The organism is Streptococcus mitis (genome assembly GCF_013305725.1).
GTDB classification, from domain to species: domain Bacteria; phylum Bacillota; class Bacilli; order Lactobacillales; family Streptococcaceae; genus Streptococcus; species Streptococcus mitis_BO.
On sequence record NZ_CP047883.1, the window covers coordinates 1,534,301 to 1,555,117 of the forward strand.

The window sequence follows — 20,817 nt, forward strand, 5'->3', positions numbered from 1 at the left end:
AAAAACGTTTCACATTCCTTTAAATTTCTTGTAAATCATCTCAATTTCATCCTGAAAGGAAGAGGCCTTATCAAGATAAAATAGATAAAAATGCTACCTATATTATACCCCATTTAGGAGAGAATAGGTAGCAAGTTTGTTATTCGCTATCCAGCAAGAGTTCTTTTGGTTGTTTTCTAAGGAGATTGCTTGAAGCAAGCGCCATAACGAGAACCACTAGAACCAAGGCAAGGACAAAGACGATGATAAAGTCTGATGTCTGAATAGAAATATCTAGGCTCGACAAGGTCTTACTAAAACCATCTACTTCTGCACCACCACCAAGGTTAGAGGCTTGAGCCGCCTTGCTAGCCTGTTTGGCAACACCTGAAGTAACATTGGCTAGGACAGTGTTTCCGATTGCACGCGCTGTGTAAGTAGCTAAGAAGTAAGCAGAAACAAGAGCAGGGACTGCAATCAAAATCGATTCAGTAATGAATTGACCCAAGATACTTGCCTGCTTGAGACCGATAGAGAGGAGAATTCCCACTTCCTTGCGACGAGCATTGATCCAAAGGCTGAGCAAGAGGGCAAGGAGAAGGACTGAGAAGCTCAAGCTACCCCAGAAGAGGAGGTTGGCCATCTTGTACATACCAGAGATAGATTGCTCAAGAGCTGGGTAGTTAGAGGAGCTCTTAACGAGTGTATAACTCTTCCAGTTGATACCACTGATGCCATTCAACTCTTTCATAACATCATCCAAGTTCTTGTCCGCTGTTACAAAGAAGGTTGCGTCCCCATAAATAGCTGTGTCTTCTGTGTAGCCATAAAGTTTAGCAGCCGTATGGATGTCTGTGATAGCTGTGTTCTCGTATAGTTCTTGTGAGTAGGTTACTGCCGACTTATTGTGACCATCAAAGAGTCCCTTGATTGTCACTTCGACTGTTTCCTTGGCTCCTTTTTCATTGTCTGCATCGTAGATATTGGAGTCCAGTTTAACCTTATCCCCGACTTTCCAGCCGTGTTTGGCTGCCAAGTCCTTGTGCAGGAGGATTTTGTCCTTGTCGTCGTTTGTTAAGTGCTCTCCTTCAACCAGTTTATAAGAACCAGAGACAAACTTGTCTTCTTTAGAGGAGTCATTGACACCTGTAATCATTAAGCTACTTCCAAAATGTTTGGCACGGTCAGGAGTCAGATTTTTCTTGGTTTCTGGCGTTTCGATAAGGTCATATCCAGTCAAATCTCCGATAGCGTTGATGCGTTTCACATAAGACTCAATGGCCTTGTTTTCGGTGATTTTTTTGATGTCCTCACCCTTAATATTCCCAGCACCACGTGGCGTTCCTTGATTGACGCGACGATTGATTTGCATGGAGAAGCTGTTGGTGATATTTTTAAAGGTCTCCTGAGAAGCTTTGGCAGTAGCTCCCTTGATCGATAAGCCGACCAAACTCAAGCTCGCCATGAGGAGAATAATCAGGAAGATGACAATCGATTTGAAAAACTTCCTTGTAACATAGGCAAATGCGTTGTGTAACATATGTTCCCTTTCTAGATTTGATTTAATAATTCTATCAAAACAAGCTCATCTTATTTTGTAGTGTTACGAGTTTCAGTCAGTTTCTTATCCTTCAACTCAAGTGTAATATCTGACGCTTGAGCCACTTCTTTACTGTGGGTTACGACGATGACACATTTACCTGTTTTCTGGGCAAGTGATTTGAGCAGTTCGACAATATCTCCAGCAGTTTTAGGGTCCAGATTTCCTGTTGGCTCATCCGCTAGAATAACTGGAGCTTCTGATACCAAACTACGAGCAATGGCAACACGTTGCTGTTGACCCCCTGATAACTGGAGAACATTCCGCTTGATCTGACTTTCATCCAAACCAAGTTCAAGCAGTGTATCCTTGCTTGCCTTTTTATTGACCAAGCGGATATTTTCCAGTGGAGAAAGATAATCTATCAAGTTATAATTTTGAAAGACCAGGGAAATATGGTGCATGCGATGGTAAGAATAACCCTTCTTACGAATATCCTCTCCTTGAAAAAGGATAGAACCTTCAACAGGACTATCTAGACCAGCAAGTAGGGACAAGAGTGTGGATTTTCCTGCTCCTGACTCACCAATAATACTGTAAAATTTCCCGGGTTCAAAATTATAATTGATCTGATATAGGACTGCTTCAGCAGTGTTCTTATAACGGTAGGTAAGGTCTTGCAATTGTAATAAAGTCATGATTTCTCCTTCTTATACTCAATGAAAATCAAAGATTAAACTAGGAAGCTAGCCGCAGGTTGCTCAAAACACTGTTTTGAGGTTGCAGCTAAAGCTGACGCGGTTTGAAGAGTTTTTCGAAGAGTATTAACTAATAGATGATAAAATTTTCTTAGGCGATTTTCTAAATAAGAATAGGAAACAAAGGGCTACAGATAAGCAACTAAGCAGAACTAGAAAAACATAGGATTCTGCAAAAGATAGGATGCTGGTTGATAGACTGCTTGCTTTGGCTAGTGTATCTTGTAAGCTTGCCTGATCTCCACTGGCTAAGACAGTTTGGAGTAGATAAGAGGTGATGGCGTTTCCTGCAACAAATGCTGGAAGCAAAGCACCGAGAGATACCAAAACTACCTCTAAACAGAACTGTAGGAAGATTGAACTCTTGCCTTTTCCAAGTGCCAGAAGAATCCCCACTTCGTAGACCCTTTCTCTCAACCAGAGAGACAAGACTAAAATTAAGGCCCCAGCTCCTGCTATCAACATCCCATAAAGGAAGATGGTGAGGAAGGTTTGGAAGGTTGCTACTGAGTCCTTGATTTGTTCAAAGGCCTTATTTTCCTTCTCGACTTGGTAGCCTTGACTTTCTAAAGCCAAGTTTTCCACTTGCTTCATGAGCCCGTCCATTTCCTTAGGATTTTCTACATAGAAGCGAGCAGCACTGACTTGAGGTTCACTATTTCCTAAAAGGGTTTGGCTACTTTCATAGTCTGTAAAGACCTGGTTTTCACTGAAGTCGGAAGATAAGCCTGTGAATTTCTCTTGTTTTTTACCAGAGAAGATTCCGACGATTTCAAACTCGACAGTTTGTCCTTTACCAGCTTCAGACTGTCCAGCGTCAAAGCCAAGCTTGTCATGAAGCGAAATACCATTCTTCTTAGCCAACTCTTCGTGAATAAGAATTTTCTTGGAATCCCCTTTTTGAAGGTGTCGCCCTTCTTTTAGATTGAAAGCCGAGCTGGTAAATGTGACATCCTTGGATGAATCCTCAAGAGCCGTTAAGCTGACCAAGTTCTTATCCGCAGCTGACAAATCATCACGCTCCACACTCTGCTCGCCACTCACTGCTTCCTTGTCTTTTAGTTTTGCGACCGTCTCGAGTTCAGGAGAAATATTTTCCAGTCCCTTAATCTTGCTTACAGATGCTATATCTGACAACTTGAAAGTCTGACCGTTCTCTATCTTCTTAATAGAAAAAGATGTATTGAGTGATTTGTAAAGATTGGTTTCAACTGTTTTGTTGGACTTCATCAGCGTCAAACAGGCTGAAATTCCGGCCAATAGGACCAATAAAATCAGAAATAAAATAAAACTTCTCAGTCGTTTTCTGCTGACATAAGCCCAAGCTCTTTGGATCGGATTCATTTGTCACCTCCATATTTGTAAGACTATTATAAAATCCAAATATGAAATGTTTATGAAATCCAAAAAAAGAGCAAAAATTTTTTGCTCTACGTAAATTAGATAAAAAAAGAGCTAGCCTCAGCTAACTCTTATCCTATGCGGAGAGAGGGACTTGAACCCTCACGACCTAAAGCGGTCACAGGATCCTTAGTCCTGCGCGTCTGCCAATTCCGCCATCCCCGCGTCGATTACTTTACTAGTATATCAACTTTTGGGATGCTTGTCAACACTTTTTTTCAATTTTTTTCATTTCATCAACCAAATTACTCAGAAAGTTCATTTAGATTTTCATCTACTAACTTAGCTCCAAGTGTATTTTTGAAATGCCCTAGGGCAAATTGGTGATTTTCAGGCCAGATGGAAGCAACAGATGGTTTAACAATCTCAATCTCATATCCAAGATTATAGGCATCTATAGCTGTATGTAGGACACAGATATCTGTCAAGACTCCTGTTAAAATGACTGTCTGAACCCGACGCTCTCTCAAACGGATATCCAGGTCAGTCCCTGAAAAAGCTGAGTAATGGCGTTTATCCATCCAAAAGACACGACTGTCTGAACCATGCTCTTGATAAAAGGTCCCCAAATCTCCGTATAAATTGCGTCCACTAGTCCCAATCAAATTGTGAGGAGGAAATAGCTTGCTTTCTGGATGGAAACAATCGTTTTCTTCGTGAGCATCTATTGTAAAGAAGATGTAATCTCCTCGTTCAAAAGCTAATCTAGTTACCTTGCTGATGGCATCCGAAATCGCCTGAGCTGGAGCGCCTGCTGTCAATTTTCCACTATCAGCAACAAAATCTTCTGTATAATCAATCGAAATTAAAGCCTTAGTCATTAGTAATCTCTTTTCTTCACTTCTTCAAAAATATCTGAAATCAAGACCTTAAGATAGGTTCCCTTCATTCCAAGTGAGCGACTTTCAATAATTCCTGCAGACTCAAGTTTACGAAGAGCATTGACAATCACAGAACGGGTTATTCCAATACGGTCTGCAATCACAGACGCAGTCAACTGCCCTTCATTTCCATTTAATTCCCCTAAAATGGCTGAAACAGCACGAAGTTCGGAGTAAGACAGAGTATTAACCGCCATGGTAACAGCAGTACGGCGACGGATATTTTTCTCATCTTCTTCACGCTGGAAGTTGAGGAGTTGAATCCCAACAACGGTACTCGCAATCTCAACAAGAATCAAGTCCTCGTCTTCGAATTTTTTATCATTACGCCAAATAATCAAAGAACCAAGGCGAATCCCTGATACATGAATCGGTGCAATAGTCGTCAAACCGTCTGGAAAGTCGGCACGACTTTCCACAGGAAAAATACTTAAATCATGATCAACTGTCAGATTGGCTTCTGTATCGTAGATCATGTTCGCACCTTGAATGTAGTCATCCGGGAAAATTTTAGTTTGGAAGAATTGCTCTACACGATCTGTATTGGTTTTGTAACGCATAAAATAGCCAAGGAGACGTCCCTTGCTATTGACGATACAGGCGTTACAGTCAATAATATCTGCCAATTGACGGGTAATCGCATTGTAGGGAAGTTCTTCCTGCAACTGCTCGTCTGAGCGCTTCAGGATAGAAGTAATTTTTCTAGTTTTTTCTAATAAATGTGCCATTTTTCACCTCGAATTTAATCGCTATCATTATAACATAAACAGCTTGAATTTTCAATTATTATCTGAAAATTGCTTATTTAATTGCAATTTGAAAAAACAAGAATATTTTTAATTAAATTGCTTCTTTTCTATTGACAAGCTCCCTATTTTTGTGTATCATAATATTACAAGAAGATAATATATCTATTTTATTTATCTTTCTTTTCCATTCGGTCTCCTTATATAAAAAAGCGATTCATTTTGAACCGCTTTTTCTTATTTATCGCCTTTGTTACGAATCACAAATCCTGTTTGCTTTTCGCTTGAAGTATTGCGTGGTTTTTTATTATCCTTACGGTAACGTTTTTCCTTATCAAAACGATCATTGCCACGACTTCCTTTTTTGAAATCATCACGACGACCATTGCCACGGCGATCACGGTCTCGACGGTCATCCCCACGACGGCCTCCACGACCTCCCTTAGCTTTAACACCGAATCCATTACCTGATGGTTTAAATGGCAGTGGTTTTTCACGCGCAATCTCCACTTCAGGAAGACTATCTGGATCTTGAACAGTCAGACTCAAGATATACATTGCCAATTCTTCTGGAGTAAATTCGGCAGCTAGCTTACGAGCATCCTTACCAAATTTCTCAAAGTTGGCACGGATAGTCTCATCTGCAAAATCACGTTCAATTTTCTTGAGAGCTACGTGTTTTTTAGCTTGAAATGCTTCTTCTGCACTTGCAGGTTTGAGACCTTTCATGCGTTTCTTAGTCAAATTCTCAATGATTTGGAGGTAGCCCATTTCATTTGGTGATACGAAAGTAATAGACTGACCTGACTTACCGGCACGACCTGTGCGACCGATACGGTGAACATAACTTTCAGGATCTTGTGGAATATCGTAGTTATAGACATGGGTCACACCTGAAATATCCAACCCACGTGCTGCAACGTCTGTCGCAACCAAAACATCAAGATTGCCATTTTTAAAGTCACGAAGGACACGAAGACGTTTGTTTTGGTCTAGGTCTCCATGAATTCCTTCTGCACGGAAGCCACGGATTTTAAGACCACGAGTCAATTCATCTACACGACGTTTTGTACGACCAAATACGATAGCAAGTTCTGGTTGTTCCACATCCATGAGACGAGTCATGGTATCAAATTTTTCTTGCTCTTTAACTCGGATATAGTATTGGTCAACCAATTCTGTTGTCAATTCCTTAGCCGCAATCTTCACATGCTCAGGTTCTTTCATAAACTGAACACCGATACGTTTGATGGCATCTGGCATAGTTGCTGAGAAAAGTAAGGTTTGACGGTTTTCAGGGACACGAGAAATGATAGCTTCGATATCTTCAAGGAAGCCCATGTTGAGCATTTCATCCGCTTCGTCAAGGATAAGAGTTTCAATATCTTGTAATTTCAAGGCCTTGCGTTTAATCAAGTCCAAGAGACGACCTGGAGTTCCCACCACGATATGGGCACCAGATTTAAGAGCCTTAATTTGTTTTTCAATGCTTGATCCGCCATATACTGAGCGGACTTTGACTCCCTTACTACGACCAAATCGGAAGAGTTCTTCTTGACTTTGGACAGCAAGTTCACGTGTTGGAGCGATAACCAAAGCTTGGATGGTCGCTTCTTCTGTACGGATTTTTTCAAGGGTAGGCAAACCAAAGGCTGCAGTTTTTCCTGTACCAGTCTGAGCTTGACCGATAACGTCCTTGCCTTCAAGAGCCAAGGGAATAGTTTGTTCTTGGATCGGACTGGCTTCTACAAAACCAGCTTTTTCAATCTCTGCTAGCAAATCAGCAGACAAGTTTAATTCATTAAATTTCACGATATTCTTCTTTCTAAAGGTGGTGCGAAGCCACCCTATAGGGCTTAGTTTATACTTTTCTTTTTATGACGTATTTTCATATACTGGATATAAAATCGTGTTGCTTCTTTTCCACAAAAGAAAAGTACTGTTTTCTTTGCAACCTATCTAGTATAACACAAGAGAGAAGCAAAAGATAGCCTAATCCATCGATAAACTCATGTAAACGATTTTTCAGAGAAAATAAGGATGAAATTTCCACTATTTCATAAACTTTTTTAAAGCGTAGCAGAATTGTGCAAAAGTTTTTTTCTTGTGCTAGAATGAAATTCGAATAGGAGGAACTCTAAATGTTAACTTATGATTTAATCGTTATCGGATTTGGTAAAGCTGGTAAAACACTAGCTGGTAAATTGGCTTCAGCTGGCAAAAAAGTTGCCCTCGTTGAACGTAGCAAAGCTATGTACGGTGGAACTTGTATCAACATCGGATGTATCCCAACTAAAACTTTGCTAGTTGCTGCTGAGAAAGACTTGCCTTTTGAAGAAGTCATTGCTACCAAAAACACTATCACTGGTCGCCTCAACGGTAAAAACTATGCGACTGTTGCTGGTACAGGCGTCGATATTTTTGATGCGGAAGCTCACTTCCTTTCAAATAAAGTCATCGAAATCCAAGCTGGTGATGAAAAGAAAGAACTGACTGCTGAAACAATCGTCATCAACACTGGTGCTGTTTCAAACGTCTTGCCAATCCCTGGACTTGCTACAAGCAAAAACGTCTTTGACTCAACAGGTATCCAAAACTTGGACAAATTACCTGAAAACCTTGGAGTCCTTGGTGGTGGAAATATCGGTCTTGAATTTGCCGGCCTATACAACAAACTTGGAAGCAAGGTTACAGTCCTAGATGCCTTGGATACTTTCCTTCCTCGTGCAGAACCTTCCATCGCAGCTCTTGCTAAACAATACATGGAAGAAGACGGTATTGAATTGCTTCAAAATATCCGTACTACTGAAATCAAAAACGACGGTGACCAAGTGCTCGTTGTGACTGAAAACGAAACTTACCGTTTCGATGCCCTTCTCTACGCAACAGGACGTAAACCAAACGTAGAACCACTTCAACTTGAAAATACAGATATTGAACTAACTGAACGTGGTGCTATTAAAGTAGACAAACATTGTCAAACAAACGTTCCTGGTGTCTTTGCAGTTGGAGATGTCAACGGTGGCCTTCAATTTACTTACATTTCACTTGATGACTTCCGTGTTGTTTACAGCTACCTTGCTGGAGATGGCAGCTACACACTTGAAGACCGTCTCAATGTACCAAATACTATGTTCATCACACCTGCACTTTCACAAGTTGGTTTGACTGAAAGCCAAGCAGCTGATTTGAAACTTCCATACGCAGTGAAAGAAATCCCTGTTGCAGCAATGCCTCGTGGTCACGTAAACGGAGACCTTCGAGGAGCTTTCAAAGCTGTTGTTAATACTGAAACAAAAGAAATTCTTGGAGCAAGCATCTTCTCAGAAGGTTCTCAAGAAATCATCAACATCATCACTGTTGCTATGGACAACAAAATTCCTTACACTTACTTCACAAAACAAATCTTCACTCACCCAACCTTGGCTGAGAACTTGAATGACTTGTTTGCGATTTAAGTTGAGATTTAATCGTATCGAACAGCCCTCCTTGGGCTGTTTTTACTTCTGCGGAATCTCAAATCTGTCTTTTCCTTCTTTTATGATATAATAGAAACATGAAATTAAAAACTACTTTGGGCCTTCTTGCTGGGCGTTCTTCCCACTTCATTTTAAGCCGTCTTGGCCGTGGAAGTACGCTTCCAGGAAAACTTGCCCTTCAATTCGATAAAGATATTTTACAAAACCTAGCTAAGAACTACGAGATTGTCGTAGTGACTGGAACCAACGGAAAAACCTTGACAACTGCTCTCACTGTCGGCATTTTAAAAGAGGTTTATGGTCAAGTTCTGACCAACCCAAGCGGTGCCAACATGATTACAGGAATTGCGACAACCTTCTTAACAGCCAAATCTTCTAAAACTGGGAAAAATATTGCCGTCCTAGAAATCGACGAAGCCAGTCTATCTCGTATCTGTGACTACATCAAGCCAAGCTTATTTGTTATTACTAATATTTTCCGTGACCAGATGGACCGCTATGGTGAGATTTACACAACTTACAAGATGATTTTGGATGCCATTCGTAAGGTGCCTACTGCCACTGTTCTTCTTAATGGAGACAGTCCACTTTTCTACAAGCCAGCTATTCCAAATCCTGTACAGTATTTTGGTTTTGACTTGGAGAAAGGTCCAGCTCAGCTGGCTCACTATAATACCGAAGGAATCCTCTGCCCTGACTGCCAAGGCATCCTCAAATATGAGCACAATACTTATGCAAACTTGGGTGCCTATATCTGTGAAGGTTGTGGATGTAAACGTCCTGATCTCGACTATCGCTTGACAGAACTAGTTGAGTTAACCAACAATCGCTCTCGCTTTGTCATTGACGGCCAAGAATACGGCATCCAAATCGGTGGACTTTACAACATCTACAACGCCCTAGCTGCTGTGGCTATCGCCCGTTTCCTCGGCGCAGATTCCCAACTAATCAAGCAGGGATTTGATAAGAGTCGTGCTGTCTTTGGACGCCAGGAAACCTTCCATATCGGTGACAAAGAATGTACCCTCGTTTTGATTAAAAATCCAGTTGGTGCAACCCAGGCTATCGAGATGATTAAACTAGCTCCTTATCCATTTAGCCTCTCTGTCCTCCTCAATGCCAACTATGCAGATGGAATTGATACCAGCTGGATCTGGGATGCGGATTTTGAACAAATCACTGACATGGATATTCCTGAAATCAACGCTGGCGGTGTTCGTCATTCTGAAATCGCACGTCGTCTCCGAGTGACAGGCTATCCAGCTGATAAAATCACTGAAACAAGCAATCTGGAACAAGTTCTTAAGACAATTGAGAACCAAGACTGCAAGCATGCTTATATTCTGGCTACCTATACTGCTATGCTTGAATTCCGCGAACTGCTGGCTAGTCGTCAGATTGTTAGAAAGGAGATGAACTAATGGTTTATACTTCACTTTCCTCAAAAGATGGCAATTACCCTTATCAGCTCAACATCGCTCACCTCTACGGAAACCTCATGAATACATACGGGGACAATGGAAACATCCTCATGCTCAAGTATGTGGCTGAAAAGCTGGGAGCCCATGTGACCGTTGACATCGTTTCTCTCCATGATGACTTTGACGAAAATCACTACGACATCGCCTTTTTCGGTGGCGGTCAAGACTTTGAACAAAGTATTATTGCAGACGACCTACCTGCTAAAAAAGAGAGCATTGACAACTACATCCAAAACGATGGTGTGGTTCTGGCTATCTGCGGTGGTTTCCAACTATTGGGCCAATATTATGTTGAAGCTTCAGGGAGACGCATCGAAGGACTAGGGGTCATGGGCCACTACACGCTCAACCAGACCAATAACCGTTTTATCGGGGACATCAAGATTCACAATGAAGATTTCGATGAAACCTACTATGGTTTTGAAAATCATCAGGGCCGTACCTTCCTCTCAGATGATCAAAAACCGCTGGGACAGGTTGTCTATGGAAATGGAAATAACGAAGAAAAAGTCGGCGAAGGTGTTCATTATAAGAATGTCTTTGGTTCCTACTTCCACGGGCCTATCCTCTCTCGTAATGCCAATCTGGCTTATCGCCTAGTCACTACTGCCCTCAAGAAGAAATATGGTCAGGACATCCAACTCCCTGCTTATAAGGACATTCTCAGCCAAGAAATCGCTGAAGAATACAGTGATGTCAAAAGCAAGGCTGACTTTTCTTAAACAAAGGAAAATGATATCAAAGAACTCCGTTATCTTGTCGGAGTTCTTTTTGTCTGTTCTTTTACCCTTCTCCCTTGCATTTTCTCTCATTTTTTGCCAAAATAGAGGGGTAGAAAGAAGGTAGCATATGTCTAAATTACAACAAATCGTAACATATCTTGAATCAGAAAAACTAGACGTCGCTGTCGTATCTGACCCCGTCACAATCAATTACCTCACTGGCTTTTACAGTGATCCCCATGAACGCCAAATGTTCCTTTTTGTCCTAGCGGATCAGGAACCCCTCCTTTTTGTCCCAGCCCTTGAAGTGGAGCGTGCGAGCAGCACTGTTTCCTTCCCAGTTGTGGGCTATGTGGACTCTGAAAATCCATGGCAAAAAATGAAACATGCTCTTCCACAACTTGACTTCAAACGTGTCGCTGTTGAGTTTGACAATCTCATCTTGACCAAATATCATGGCTTGAAAACAGTTTTTGAAACTGCTGAGTTTAACAACCTCACTCCTCGTATCCAACGCATGCGCCTCATCAAATCAGCTGACGAAGTGCAAAAAATGATGGTTGCAGGTCTCTATGCTGACAAGGCAGTTAAGGTTGGTTTTGACAATATTTCTCTTGATAAGACTGAGACAGATATCATCGCTCAAATTGACTTTGCTATGAAACGTGAAGGCTATGAAATGAGCTTTGACACCATGGTCTTGACAGGTGATAATGCTGCAAATCCACACGGTATTCCAGCAGCAAACAAGGTTGAAAATGATGCTCTTCTCCTCTTTGACCTCGGTGTTCTGGTCAACGGCTATGCTTCAGATATGACTCGTACAGTCGCTGTTGGTAAACCAGACCAATTCAAGAAAGATATTTATAACTTGACTCTTGAAGCCCAACAAGCTGCTCTTGACTTTATCAAACCAGGTGTGACTGCCCATGAAGTGGACCGCGCTGCCCGTGAGGTCATCGAAAAAGCTGGTTACGGTGAGTACTTCAACCACCGTCTCGGTCACGGTATCGGTATGGATGTCCACGAATTCCCATCTATCATGGAAGGGAACGACATGGTCATCGAAGAAGGCATGTGCTTCTCTGTTGAACCAGGTATCTATATCCCTGGTAAAGTCGGTGTTCGTATTGAAGACTGTGGTGTTGTTACCAAGGATGGCTTTGACCTCTTTACAAGCACCAGCAAAGACTTGCTTTATTTTGATTAATATTCTTCGAAAATCTTCCCACAATAAAACGCATAGTATCAAGGTTTTTCAACACCTGATACTATGCGTTTTTCTTATTTGAAAGACTTTTGACTCAGCCTCATTACTTAATCTTCTTGATACTTTGACTAAGGATAAATCCTACAATCATCCCTACCATATTTTGCATGAAATTTGGTAAAATTTCTGGTAGAGCTGCAGCCCAGCCATTCATCAATGTAGAGCCCAAGGCGTAACCCCCTACCATGGCAATCGTTGCTAAGATAAGGCCTAACCACTGAGTTTTTCCTTTAAATCCTGCGAAAAATCCCTGCAAGCCATGGTTGACCAAGCTAAAGAACATCCACTGAGGATAGCCTGATAAGAGGTCAATCAAGAAACCTGCTAGTCCTCCTACTACAGCCCCTTCACGACTACCAAAGTAGAAGGCCGTAAAGAAGACACCCGCATCTAAAAGAGTTAAAATGCCTGTCGGTGTTGGAATTTTTAAGAAATAACCTAGAACCACAGAGAGGGCGGTTAAGAGGGATACAAGGGCGATTTTAGTTGTTTTGGTTTGCTTCATATTGTCTTACTCCATACTGATCTGCTTGTGCAATAGAACGATAAACGAAATCCTTAGAGCTTTCTACTGCTGGTAAAAGTTCATCACCTTTAAGCAAGTGACTGGCAATGCTAGAGGCAAAGGTACAACCTGCACCAGCATTTTGCCCTTGAATGACAGGATTTTCTAGGACTGTAAAGTTTTGTCCATCATAAAAGACATCTACAGCCTTGTCCTGACTAAGGCGATTGCCTCCCTTGATAATGACTGCTGGCGCTCCTAAGTCATGCAATTTCTGCGCTGCAGCTTTCATGTCTTCCAAGGTTTTGATTTCCTGACCAGTCAATAATTCTGCTTCAGGAAGATTAGGCGTAATCACACTGACATAAGGGAAAAAGCGAATCAACTCTTGACAGAGTTCACTTACAGCTACGTCGTGTGTTTCCTTGCAGACCAAGACAGGATCCAGAACCACAGGCACTCCTGGGCGTTGCTTGATAAAGTCCAATGCCTTCTCAGCCACACTGACAGTAGGGAGAAGACCAATCTTAATTCCCCCAAACTCCACATCACGCAAGCTATCTAATTCATGTTGAAAAATGGTATCGTCAGTTGGAAAGACTTCAAAGCCCTTTTCTGTTAAAGCTGTCAAACAAGTCACTGCTACAAAGCCATGCAAGCCGTTCAAGGTATAGGTAGCCAAATCAGCTGACAGGCCACCACCACTAAAAATATCATTTCCAGAAAGTGCTAAAATACGATTATTCTTCATAACGAATCTCCTTTAAATATAAACCATTTGGTGCTGCAGTGGGACCTGCAAGCTGCCTGTCCTTTTTCTTCAAGATGAGGTCAATCTGCTCTACTGGCATGCGGTTATTGCCGATTTTGAGCAGTGTCCCCACCATATTGCGAATCTGCTTATACAAGAAACCATTTCCTGAAAAGGTAAAGGTCAAAAACTGGCCTGTCTCATCAACCCTAAGACTAGCTTCTGTGATGGTGCGAACCTTATCCTCTACACTAGTCCCAGAGGCTGTAAAGCCGGTGAAATCATGAGTGCCTTCTAATTTTTTGATAGCCTCCCGCATCCGTTCCACATCAAGCGGATAAGGAAAGTGGGTGGCATAGTGACGGCGCATCGGATTTTTGGGACGGCCCCTATCCACGATAAACTCATAGGTCTTACTGTGCTTAGCATAACGGCAATGAAAATCATCCGCCACAAGCTCAATCGAAATCACATCAATATCTTCAGGGGACTGAGTGTCTAGAGCAAAACGGAGCTTCTCCTCATCCATTTGATAAGGCAGGTTAAAATGAATAACCTGTCCCAGGGCATGAACCCCACTATCTGTCCTACCAGCACCGTGAACAGTAATGGCTTGCCCTTTATTTAACTTGGTCAAGGTTTTTTCAATTTCTTCCTGAACACTACGCGCATGAGGCTGGCGCTGAAAACCAGCAAAGGCGTAACCATCATAGGAAATAGTTGCTTTATATCTTGTCATAACTTCTATTTTATCAAGAAATTAGTCTGTAAACAAGGCCCTAAATCAAATAGTGTCTGGGTACAAAAATCCAAAAAAGAAAAACTTAGGAAACCAATCCTAAGCTCTCTTTTGAAGTAGGTACATGACAAAGATAGAGGTTACAATTAACCAAGATCCTAAGATAGCAAAGACCAACATCCCATTGTGAGTTAATAAGCCAATTGCACCTAGAACGAATGGAGTCGTAAAGGCTCCGAAACTACAGCCTAAAACTGCAAATGAGGTTGCTTGATTGAGGAGTTTAGCTGGAATTCTTTCAGAGACAAGTTGAAAGACCGTCGTCAAGGCTACACTATAGGCAAAACCAGCCAGAATACTCCCTGCCACTACCACCCACAAGGATGGAGACAAGGCAATCACAATTTGCCCTAAGCCAAAGGTAATACCAGACCAGAGGAGCAGTTTCTCTTTAAAGATAGAAATCAAGAAAGAGAAACTCACACCAGCCACAATCCCAATTAACTGCATGACACTAAGAACAAAACTAGATAACTGGGCATCTCCCAGTCCTCTTTCCACCATCAAACTTGGAATACGAATAGTAATAGCCGTATTGGTACAAACTACAACTGCCGCTTCGATAGCTAGGATAAAAATCAAGCCCTTCATTTCCCGAGTTAAGCGACTTGCTTCCTTCGATTTTTTCTTAACTTCTTTCTTCTCTTTTCCATAAGGAACAAAGAGCAAATAAAGGATCAGCACCAAAAATCCAGCACTATAGGCTAGGAAGGTAGCTGTCCAACCAAAGGACAACAACTGACCGACTGCCAAGGTAATGAGAGAAGCTCCTACTACCTCTGCAGAGCCACGTAGCCCCAACATCTGAATCCGCGTTTTGCCTTGATAACGTTCACTGATAATCGAAATAGCCTTGGCATTGATCATCCCAACACCCAAACCAAAAAGAATCCGTGTTCCAAAGACAAAAGGATAGGCTTGGTACCAAAAAGGAGCCGTTCCACTCAGTGATAAAATTAACAAGCCCAAACTAATCTGTAAGCGCTCAGGAAATATTTTTTCTAGGAAACCATTTAATAGCAACATAATCATGATTCCAAAGGAAGGCAAGCTAGCCAAGAGCTCAATTTGTTCCTTAGGATAACCTTGATAATAGTCAAACATGGCTGGCAGGGCACTCGAGATGGAAAAGGAGGTAATCAAAACGAGGGAGAGAGCCAAAATACTGGCCCGTTCTAAAAATTGTTTCATGAAATCTCTTTCTATATTTTCTCTTAATCTTCTACTCTTTTGATACTTATCAAACAAGCAAGAAAAGAAGAAGCCTCTTTGGTGTATAGACTCCTTCTTAAACTCGAAAATGAATCCCTTGTGTCTTATACTCAATGAAAATCAAAGAGCAAACTAGGAAGCTAGCCGCAGGTTGCTCAAAGCACTGCTTTGAGGTTGTAGATAGAACTGACGAAGTCAGCTCAAAACATGGTTTTGAGGTTGTAGATGAAACTGACGAAGTCAGTAACTATATATACGGCAAGGCGAAACTGACGTGATTTGAAGAGATTCTCGAAGAGTATTAGGATGATTTTCTCTTGATTTGCTTAATAAAGTAGAAGATAAATCCTGCCACCATATAAGCAACAAAGATAATCAGACACCACTTGAACACGACATCCCAACCCTTGTTCACATTCAAAAAGAAGTACGGGAAGGGACTGACCTTAGAATTAGGAACATCAAGTTTCAATACCAAGCCATTAAAAAGAGCAAAAATCATATACAGCAAGGGTAAAATCGTCCACACAATTGGGTCCCAAATCTTGTATTGACCCTGTTTGTCAAAAAAGAGGGTATCTGCTAAAAACCAGAGGGGAACGATATAGTGGCAAAGGAAATTTTCTAGAGTATAGAAATTAGTCGCAATAGGCGCTAAAAGGAAATGGTAAATCACACAGGTAATCATGATACTCATGGTGACCCCACCTTTTAAGCGCAAGAGACTTGGTCTTTGCCAGTTTTCACCTAAACGGCTCATAACCTTTAGGAGATAGAGCGTAAAAATCGCGACTAAAAGGTTGGACAGAACCGTATAATAGAGTAACATCCCAAATCCACCATGCTTGGCGATTTCAAGATAAACTCCCGTAAAAGCCGCTAGAAACAAGAAGATACGGCTATAAAATACAAGTTTATAGTGTTTTGACATGCTTAAATTTTCTTCACAAACTCTGATTTGAGTTTCATGGCACCGAAGCCATCGATTTTACAGTCGATATTGTGGTCGCCTTCTACGATGCGGATATTCTTCACGCGCGTCCCTTGTTTCAAATCTTTTGGCGCACCTTTTACTTTTAAGTCCTTGATGAGAGTTACTGTATCACCGTCAGCCAATTTATTCCCGTTGGCATCGATAGCAACAAGACCCTCTTCTACATCTGCAACTTCAGCAGGATTCCACTCATAAGCACACTCTGGGCAAACCAGTAGGGCACCGTCTTCGTAGACATACTCTGAGTTACATTTTGGGCAATTTGGTAGGTTGTTCATGGTTTCTCCTTATCATCATTCACTATTCTTTGAAAATCAAAATTTCTCGAACAGCAACTATTATACCTTAAAATCAGCATTTTGACAAATGAGTCGCCGGAAAAGCAAAGAAAAAATCATGTAACTTTGTCTGCTACATGATTTTTAAAAGATAGTTTATCATGAGTAGTGATACAGAAACTCATGATAGAAAGGGATGCATTTATCTTACAAACCAGGTGCTTGTCCAAGTTCTGCGGCAAGCATCCAGACTGTTTTTTCAAGATCAGCCTTAGCTCCAACAAAGATATCATTGGTTACATCATCACCTTCTTTATCTGTCACATCCAAAGCTTCTTGGAAAAGAGTGATGAGGTAACGATAAATTTCAAGGACACGTTCCAAACTTTCTTCTACATTGCGGAACTCTCCAACTTCTTCTTCGATTTCGCTGTGTTGAAGGAATTCTGTCAAAGTAGAGTATGGTTTACCACCGAGTGTGATCAAACGCTCACTGATTTCATCCAATTGACCATCAAGAGCTTCCATATACTCATCCATTTTTGGATGCCATACAAGGAAACCACGACCACGCATGTACCAATGCACTTGGTGCAAAGCAACGTGAGCTACATACAAATCAGCAACAGCTTGGTTCAAGACTTCCTTTGTTTTTGCCAATGCTACTGGCGCTGCTTTTGTTAATGATGTTACGTCTTTTACTGCTTCTTTTTTCAATTCTACCATTTTATTTTACCTCATTCATTATTATTTGTAACCACTTCTTAGTGTTTACTCTCTTAGTATACTACTAAGGAAAACCAATAGCAAGCCAAATGACTCACATGAGAAAAGTTGCAATAGACTGATAATTTAAGAAAAGTTTGACATTATTTTATTAGCTGATTTAATCAGATTGGCTTGAAAATTGGCTTTGGTAAAGTTCATAATAAAAGCCTTTTGCTTGGAGTGAGCTTTCGTAATTTCCCTGCTCAATAATCTGTCCATCCTTAAGAACGAGAATCTTATTTGCTTCTTGAATGGTCGAAAGGCGATGTGCAATGACAAAGCTGGTCCTTCCTTTCATCAACCGTTTCGTGATTTTTTGAATCAAGAGTTCCAAACGGGTATCAACAGAGGAAGTCGCTTCATCAAAATAAGAATTTTAAAATTGGTTAGAGAGCACGCGCGATGGTCAAGAGTTGTTTTTGCCCGAGGGAAATATCGCTGGAGTCTTGGTTCATCTCCATGTTATAACCACCAGGAAGAGTTCGAATAAAATGGTCTACATTTGCTGCTTTAGTAGCAAAAAAGAAAGGACGATATTTGTCCTTTCTCGATTTTAGCTTTTCTTCAACCCAATAATGTTGATAAAGAGTCGATTATTTTACAAAGTCAAGCAATGCCAAGAAGCTTTCAGCTTCAAGTGATGCACCACCAACAAGAGCACCGTCAACGTCTGGGCAAGCCATGTATGAAGCAACGTTTTCAGGTTTAACAGAGCCACCGTATTGAACACGAACTTTGTCCGCCACTTCTTGACCAAAGTCAGCAGCTACAACATCACGAACAACTTTACACATTTTTTGTGCGTCGTCTTGTGAAGCTGATTTACCAGTACCGATAGCCCAGATTGGCTCATAAGCAATAACTGATGCAGCAACTTGTTCAGCAGTCAATCCAGCCAATGCAGCAGATACTTGAGCACCTACGAATTCAGCAGCTTTACCAGCTTCGTAAGTTTCAAGTGACTCACCACAACAGATGATTGGAAGCATACCGTTTGCAAAGATTGCTTTTGCTTTTTTGTTGATATCTTCGTCAGTTTCATGGAAGTAGTCACGGCGTTCTGAGTGACCGATAACAACATAGTCAGTACCGATTTCTTTCAAAACTTGTGGGCTTGTTTCACCAGTGAAAGCACCTGCATTTTCAAAGTAGCAGTTTTGAGCCGCAACTTTAAGGTTTGAACCTTTTGCAGCAGCAAGAACAGTTGTCAAATCAAGAGCTGGAGCTGCGATACCTGCTTCAACAAGATCTGATGAAGGAAGTTTTGATGCAACTGCTTCAACAAATGCTTTAGCTTCTTCTGGATTTTTGTTCATTTTCCAGTTACCAGCGATAAATGGTTTACGTGACATTTCACATACCTCTTTTTTCAATTTATTTTCTACTTATTTTATCACAATTAGACACAGCTTGCAAATCTTACTCGGATTTCAAGCCTGCTTACAAGGATTAATCCTTCCAGAGATCCATAGCATTTCTAAAATCTGCAGATACCTGTGTCAACTGTGGATTGCTTGCTTCTCTCTCTGCCCGTTTAGCCTCGATTTGAGCCACACTTTTGATACCTTCATGGCGCCAATTTCTCAAAATCGCCTGAATGTACTTCCAGTTTGGTTTGCCATTCAAAACCGCTTCACGAAGAGCTTCCTTAATCAAGTCAGCACTGGTTCCATCTTCCTTTAGCGTCTTGGTCAAATCCTCAATCTCAAAAGGAGTCAACAAGCGTCCCAACTCCTGCTGGAAGGTCTCTACCAAAACTTTGAGCTGGTTTTGAGGTGTTAACTGGTCTGAACTTGAATGAGCTACTCCAAGCAAATTATCCAAACGTTCCAAAGCCAAACTAGCATCAAAAAGCAATTCGATTTCACCATTCAATTCGATCGTTCGATACTGAAGTAGTCCCCTCTCCGTCAGATTGGAAATAGCCTGATTGACATCCGAAATTTCCTTGCCAATCCTTTCAGCAATCTGGCTTGGCGACATTTCTTCTAAACCTGTCGTATTTTGCAAATAGAAAAATTGCCAGACCAGAAAATCGTCGCTAGAAGGAAAGAGTTCCTTAAAATGCAAGAGCAGGGCACTAGGTAAAACCAAGTTCCCTGATTTAAAAGCGTCTAAATATGTCATAATTCCTCTTATAAATACCCAAAAGCAGATGCATCATCTTCTATTTTTCTCCAGTCAAAAGGCGTCTCCTGATAGACCGCATAGTTCACCCAGTTACTGAAAAAGAGGGCTGCTGATGAAGACCAACAAAGACAAGGTGTCTGGTTGACATCATCATCCTTAAAATAATTTTCTGGAATATGAGGATCCAAACCTGCATCACGATCTCGGAAATATTCATTTGCCAAAGTATCACGGTCATATTCCAAATGCCCAAAACTATAAATTTCTCGTAAATCACGACTGGCCAAAATCGAAACCCCAACCTGAGGTCCTTCTGATAAAATCTCGAGATTGGTTTTGTTTAAGACCTCTTCCTTAGAAATCTCCGTATGCCGTGAATGAGGAGATACATAGCTATCGTCAAAACCTCTAAATAGAAGATGACCTTCCTTTAAGGTGTCCTGAGGATAGATACCCGATAACTTACTGTCCATCTGGTATTTTTCTACCCCATAACGCAGATAGAGTCCCGCCTGAGCACCCCAACAGATATGAAGGGTCGAGTAGACATGGGTCTTAGACCACTCAAGCACCTGGGTAAATTCCTCCCAATAGTCCACTTCCTCAAATGGTAAATGCTCAACGGGAGCACCCGTGATAATCATGCCATCAAAATACTCATCTTTGACTTCAGGAAAAGTTTTATAAAATGTCTCCATGTGCTCTGAACGAGTTGTCTTAGAACGGTGGCTTTCCATATAGAGAAAATCAATATCCAGTTGTAGAGGTGTATTGGCCAAGTGGCGCAACAACTGGGTCTCTGTGACCATTTTCTGTGGCATGAGATTTAAAATTAAAATCTTCAAGGGACGAATATCTTGGTGTGCAGCACGTTGATCATCCATGACAAAGATATTCTCTGTCCGTAAAATCTCAACAGCTGGCAATTTTTTATCAATTCGAATAGGCATAACCCTCTCCTAACTGTACTCTTTCAGGAATAATTGCTTGTGTTTAGAGTTAAAATGTAAACACTTGTTTCCTTTATTATACTGTAAGAAGATATAGTTTTCAATTATAGTTTTTCTCTAACTAGCTATAGTCTATTTTTATATCCTAATGTAGAGAAAACAGCCCTAGGGAC

The 20,817-nt window shown here is 41.2% G+C and carries 20 protein-coding genes, 1 tRNA gene and 1 pseudogene; 4 read left to right on the forward strand and 18 right to left on the reverse strand.

The window, feature by feature from the left end:
• Positions 1-139: 139 nt before the first annotated feature.
• From vex3 to M594_RS07530, 7 genes are all read right to left on the reverse strand, one after another.
• A complete protein-coding gene (gene vex3 / locus M594_RS07500; protein ID WP_173876406.1) occupies positions 140-1,519 on the reverse strand; it encodes an ABC transporter permease subunit Vex3 in 1,380 nt (459 codons plus the stop codon).
• 50 nt (positions 1,520-1,569) lie between these two features.
• On the reverse strand, positions 1,570-2,217 hold the full coding sequence (gene vex2 / locus M594_RS07505) for an ABC transporter ATP-binding subunit Vex2 (protein ID WP_000173725.1): 648 nt from the start codon (positions 2,215-2,217) through the stop codon (positions 1,570-1,572).
• A gap of 126 nt (positions 2,218-2,343) precedes the next feature.
• Entirely contained in the window at positions 2,344-3,621 is a 1,278-nt protein-coding gene (locus M594_RS07510; RefSeq protein ID WP_173876407.1) for an ABC transporter permease, read from the reverse strand.
• A 136-nt stretch (positions 3,622-3,757) separates the two neighbouring features.
• A tRNA-Leu gene (locus tag M594_RS07515) sits at positions 3,758-3,843 on the reverse strand.
• A gap of 80 nt (positions 3,844-3,923) precedes the next feature.
• Positions 3,924-4,499, reverse strand: coding sequence for a cysteine hydrolase family protein (locus M594_RS07520; protein WP_173876408.1), 576 nt, complete (start codon positions 4,497-4,499; stop codon positions 3,924-3,926).
• On the reverse strand, positions 4,499-5,287 hold the full coding sequence (codY, locus tag M594_RS07525; RefSeq protein ID WP_000940721.1) for a GTP-sensing pleiotropic transcriptional regulator CodY: 789 nt from the start codon (positions 5,285-5,287) through the stop codon (positions 4,499-4,501). Before codY ends, M594_RS07520 begins: the two co-directional genes overlap by 1 nt.
• Positions 5,288-5,542: 255 nt before the next feature.
• Positions 5,543-7,117, reverse strand: a complete 1,575-nt coding sequence (locus tag M594_RS07530; RefSeq protein ID WP_173876409.1) for a DEAD/DEAH box helicase — start codon at positions 7,115-7,117, stop codon at positions 5,543-5,545.
• 329 nt (positions 7,118-7,446) lie between these two features.
• On the opposite strand from M594_RS07530, the gene M594_RS07535 reads away from it, so the two are divergent.
• From M594_RS07535 to M594_RS07550, 4 genes are all read left to right on the forward strand, one after another.
• The gene (locus M594_RS07535) at positions 7,447-8,763 is read left to right on the forward strand and encodes an FAD-containing oxidoreductase (RefSeq protein ID WP_173876410.1); all 1,317 of its coding nucleotides are present in this window, start codon (positions 7,447-7,449) and stop codon (positions 8,761-8,763) included.
• A gap of 98 nt (positions 8,764-8,861) precedes the next feature.
• A complete protein-coding gene (murT, locus tag M594_RS07540) occupies positions 8,862-10,205 on the forward strand; it encodes a lipid II isoglutaminyl synthase subunit MurT (protein ID WP_173876411.1) in 1,344 nt (447 codons plus the stop codon).
• Positions 10,205-10,987: a lipid II isoglutaminyl synthase subunit GatD gene (gene gatD / locus M594_RS07545; RefSeq protein ID WP_173876412.1), complete on the forward strand. Its 783-nt coding sequence runs from the start codon at positions 10,205-10,207 to the stop codon at positions 10,985-10,987. Before murT ends, gatD begins: the two co-directional genes overlap by 1 nt.
• A gap of 127 nt (positions 10,988-11,114) precedes the next feature.
• Positions 11,115-12,197: a M24 family metallopeptidase gene (locus tag M594_RS07550; RefSeq protein WP_070526954.1), complete on the forward strand. Its 1,083-nt coding sequence runs from the start codon at positions 11,115-11,117 to the stop codon at positions 12,195-12,197.
• 103 nt (positions 12,198-12,300) lie between these two features.
• On the opposite strand, the gene M594_RS07555 is transcribed toward M594_RS07550, so the two are convergent.
• The 11 genes and pseudogenes from M594_RS07555 to metA all read right to left on the reverse strand — a co-directional run bounded on the left by M594_RS07555 (position 12,301) and on the right by metA (position 20,644).
• Positions 12,301-12,762 carry an ECF transporter S component gene (locus M594_RS07555; RefSeq protein WP_000814989.1) on the reverse strand — a complete coding sequence of 154 codons (462 nt, stop codon included), beginning with the start codon at positions 12,760-12,762 and terminating at the stop codon, positions 12,301-12,303.
• Positions 12,740-13,513: a bifunctional hydroxymethylpyrimidine kinase/phosphomethylpyrimidine kinase gene (locus M594_RS07560; protein WP_173876413.1), complete on the reverse strand. Its 774-nt coding sequence runs from the start codon at positions 13,511-13,513 to the stop codon at positions 12,740-12,742. The genes M594_RS07555 and M594_RS07560 overlap by 23 nt, the downstream gene beginning before the upstream one ends.
• Positions 13,503-14,252 carry a tRNA pseudouridine(38-40) synthase TruA gene (gene truA / locus M594_RS07565; protein ID WP_049544761.1) on the reverse strand — a complete coding sequence of 250 codons (750 nt, stop codon included), beginning with the start codon at positions 14,250-14,252 and terminating at the stop codon, positions 13,503-13,505. The genes M594_RS07560 and truA overlap by 11 nt, the downstream gene beginning before the upstream one ends.
• Positions 14,253-14,351: 99 nt before the next feature.
• Positions 14,352-15,503 carry an MFS transporter gene (locus tag M594_RS07570; protein ID WP_153198730.1) on the reverse strand — a complete coding sequence of 384 codons (1,152 nt, stop codon included), beginning with the start codon at positions 15,501-15,503 and terminating at the stop codon, positions 14,352-14,354.
• Positions 15,504-15,825: 322 nt separating this feature from the next.
• Positions 15,826-16,455 carry a Pr6Pr family membrane protein gene (locus M594_RS07575; protein WP_000033942.1) on the reverse strand — a complete coding sequence of 210 codons (630 nt, stop codon included), beginning with the start codon at positions 16,453-16,455 and terminating at the stop codon, positions 15,826-15,828.
• A 2-nt stretch (positions 16,456-16,457) separates the two neighbouring features.
• Positions 16,458-16,796, reverse strand: coding sequence for a zinc ribbon domain-containing protein YjdM (locus tag M594_RS07580; protein WP_001061596.1), 339 nt, complete (start codon positions 16,794-16,796; stop codon positions 16,458-16,460).
• A gap of 207 nt (positions 16,797-17,003) precedes the next feature.
• Positions 17,004-17,522: a Dps family protein gene (locus tag M594_RS07585; RefSeq protein ID WP_049486840.1), complete on the reverse strand. Its 519-nt coding sequence runs from the start codon at positions 17,520-17,522 to the stop codon at positions 17,004-17,006.
• A gap of 160 nt (positions 17,523-17,682) precedes the next feature.
• Positions 17,683-18,082, reverse strand: a pseudogene (locus M594_RS07590) (ATP-binding cassette domain-containing protein); the annotation flags it as partial.
• 75 nt (positions 18,083-18,157) lie between these two features.
• Positions 18,158-18,916: a triose-phosphate isomerase gene (tpiA, locus tag M594_RS07595; RefSeq protein WP_000087893.1), complete on the reverse strand. Its 759-nt coding sequence runs from the start codon at positions 18,914-18,916 to the stop codon at positions 18,158-18,160.
• 97 nt (positions 18,917-19,013) lie between these two features.
• Positions 19,014-19,691 carry a DnaD domain-containing protein gene (locus M594_RS07600; protein ID WP_049486838.1) on the reverse strand — a complete coding sequence of 226 codons (678 nt, stop codon included), beginning with the start codon at positions 19,689-19,691 and terminating at the stop codon, positions 19,014-19,016.
• Between the two features lie 8 nt (positions 19,692-19,699).
• On the reverse strand, positions 19,700-20,644 hold the full coding sequence (gene metA, locus M594_RS07605) for a homoserine O-acetyltransferase MetA (RefSeq protein WP_049486837.1): 945 nt from the start codon (positions 20,642-20,644) through the stop codon (positions 19,700-19,702).
• Positions 20,645-20,817 lie beyond the last annotated feature (173 nt).

Excerpts from the sequence above, each read along its gene's own strand:
- vex3 (WP_173876406.1), bottom strand. The coding sequence starts at position 1,519 with ATGTTACACAACGCATTTGCCTATGTTACAAGGAAGTTTTTCAAATCG.
- vex2 (WP_000173725.1), bottom strand. The coding sequence starts at position 2,217 with ATGACTTTATTACAATTGCAAGACCTTACCTACCGTTATAAGAACACT.
- M594_RS07510 (WP_173876407.1), bottom strand. The coding sequence starts at position 3,621 with ATGAATCCGATCCAAAGAGCTTGGGCTTATGTCAGCAGAAAACGACTG.
- M594_RS07520 (WP_173876408.1), bottom strand. The coding sequence starts at position 4,499 with ATGACTAAGGCTTTAATTTCGATTGATTATACAGAAGATTTTGTTGCT.
- codY (WP_000940721.1), bottom strand. The coding sequence starts at position 5,287 with ATGGCACATTTATTAGAAAAAACTAGAAAAATTACTTCTATCCTGAAG.
- M594_RS07535 (WP_173876410.1), top strand. The coding sequence starts at position 7,447 with ATGTTAACTTATGATTTAATCGTTATCGGATTTGGTAAAGCTGGTAAA.
- murT (WP_173876411.1), top strand. The coding sequence starts at position 8,862 with ATGAAATTAAAAACTACTTTGGGCCTTCTTGCTGGGCGTTCTTCCCAC.
- gatD (WP_173876412.1), top strand. The coding sequence starts at position 10,205 with ATGGTTTATACTTCACTTTCCTCAAAAGATGGCAATTACCCTTATCAG.
- M594_RS07550 (WP_070526954.1), top strand. The coding sequence starts at position 11,115 with ATGTCTAAATTACAACAAATCGTAACATATCTTGAATCAGAAAAACTA.
- M594_RS07555 (WP_000814989.1), bottom strand. The coding sequence starts at position 12,762 with ATGAAGCAAACCAAAACAACTAAAATCGCCCTTGTATCCCTCTTAACC.
- M594_RS07560 (WP_173876413.1), bottom strand. The coding sequence starts at position 13,513 with ATGAAGAATAATCGTATTTTAGCACTTTCTGGAAATGATATTTTTAGT.
- truA (WP_049544761.1), bottom strand. The coding sequence starts at position 14,252 with ATGACAAGATATAAAGCAACTATTTCCTATGATGGTTACGCCTTTGCT.
- M594_RS07570 (WP_153198730.1), bottom strand. The coding sequence starts at position 15,503 with ATGAAACAATTTTTAGAACGGGCCAGTATTTTGGCTCTCTCCCTCGTT.
- M594_RS07575 (WP_000033942.1), bottom strand. The coding sequence starts at position 16,455 with ATGTCAAAACACTATAAACTTGTATTTTATAGCCGTATCTTCTTGTTT.
- M594_RS07580 (WP_001061596.1), bottom strand. The coding sequence starts at position 16,796 with ATGAACAACCTACCAAATTGCCCAAAATGTAACTCAGAGTATGTCTAC.
- M594_RS07585 (WP_049486840.1), bottom strand. The coding sequence starts at position 17,522 with ATGGTAGAATTGAAAAAAGAAGCAGTAAAAGACGTAACATCATTAACA.
- tpiA (WP_000087893.1), bottom strand. The coding sequence starts at position 18,916 with ATGTCACGTAAACCATTTATCGCTGGTAACTGGAAAATGAACAAAAAT.
- M594_RS07600 (WP_049486838.1), bottom strand. The coding sequence starts at position 19,691 with ATGACATATTTAGACGCTTTTAAATCAGGGAACTTGGTTTTACCTAGT.
- metA (WP_049486837.1), bottom strand. The coding sequence starts at position 20,644 with ATGCCTATTCGAATTGATAAAAAATTGCCAGCTGTTGAGATTTTACGG.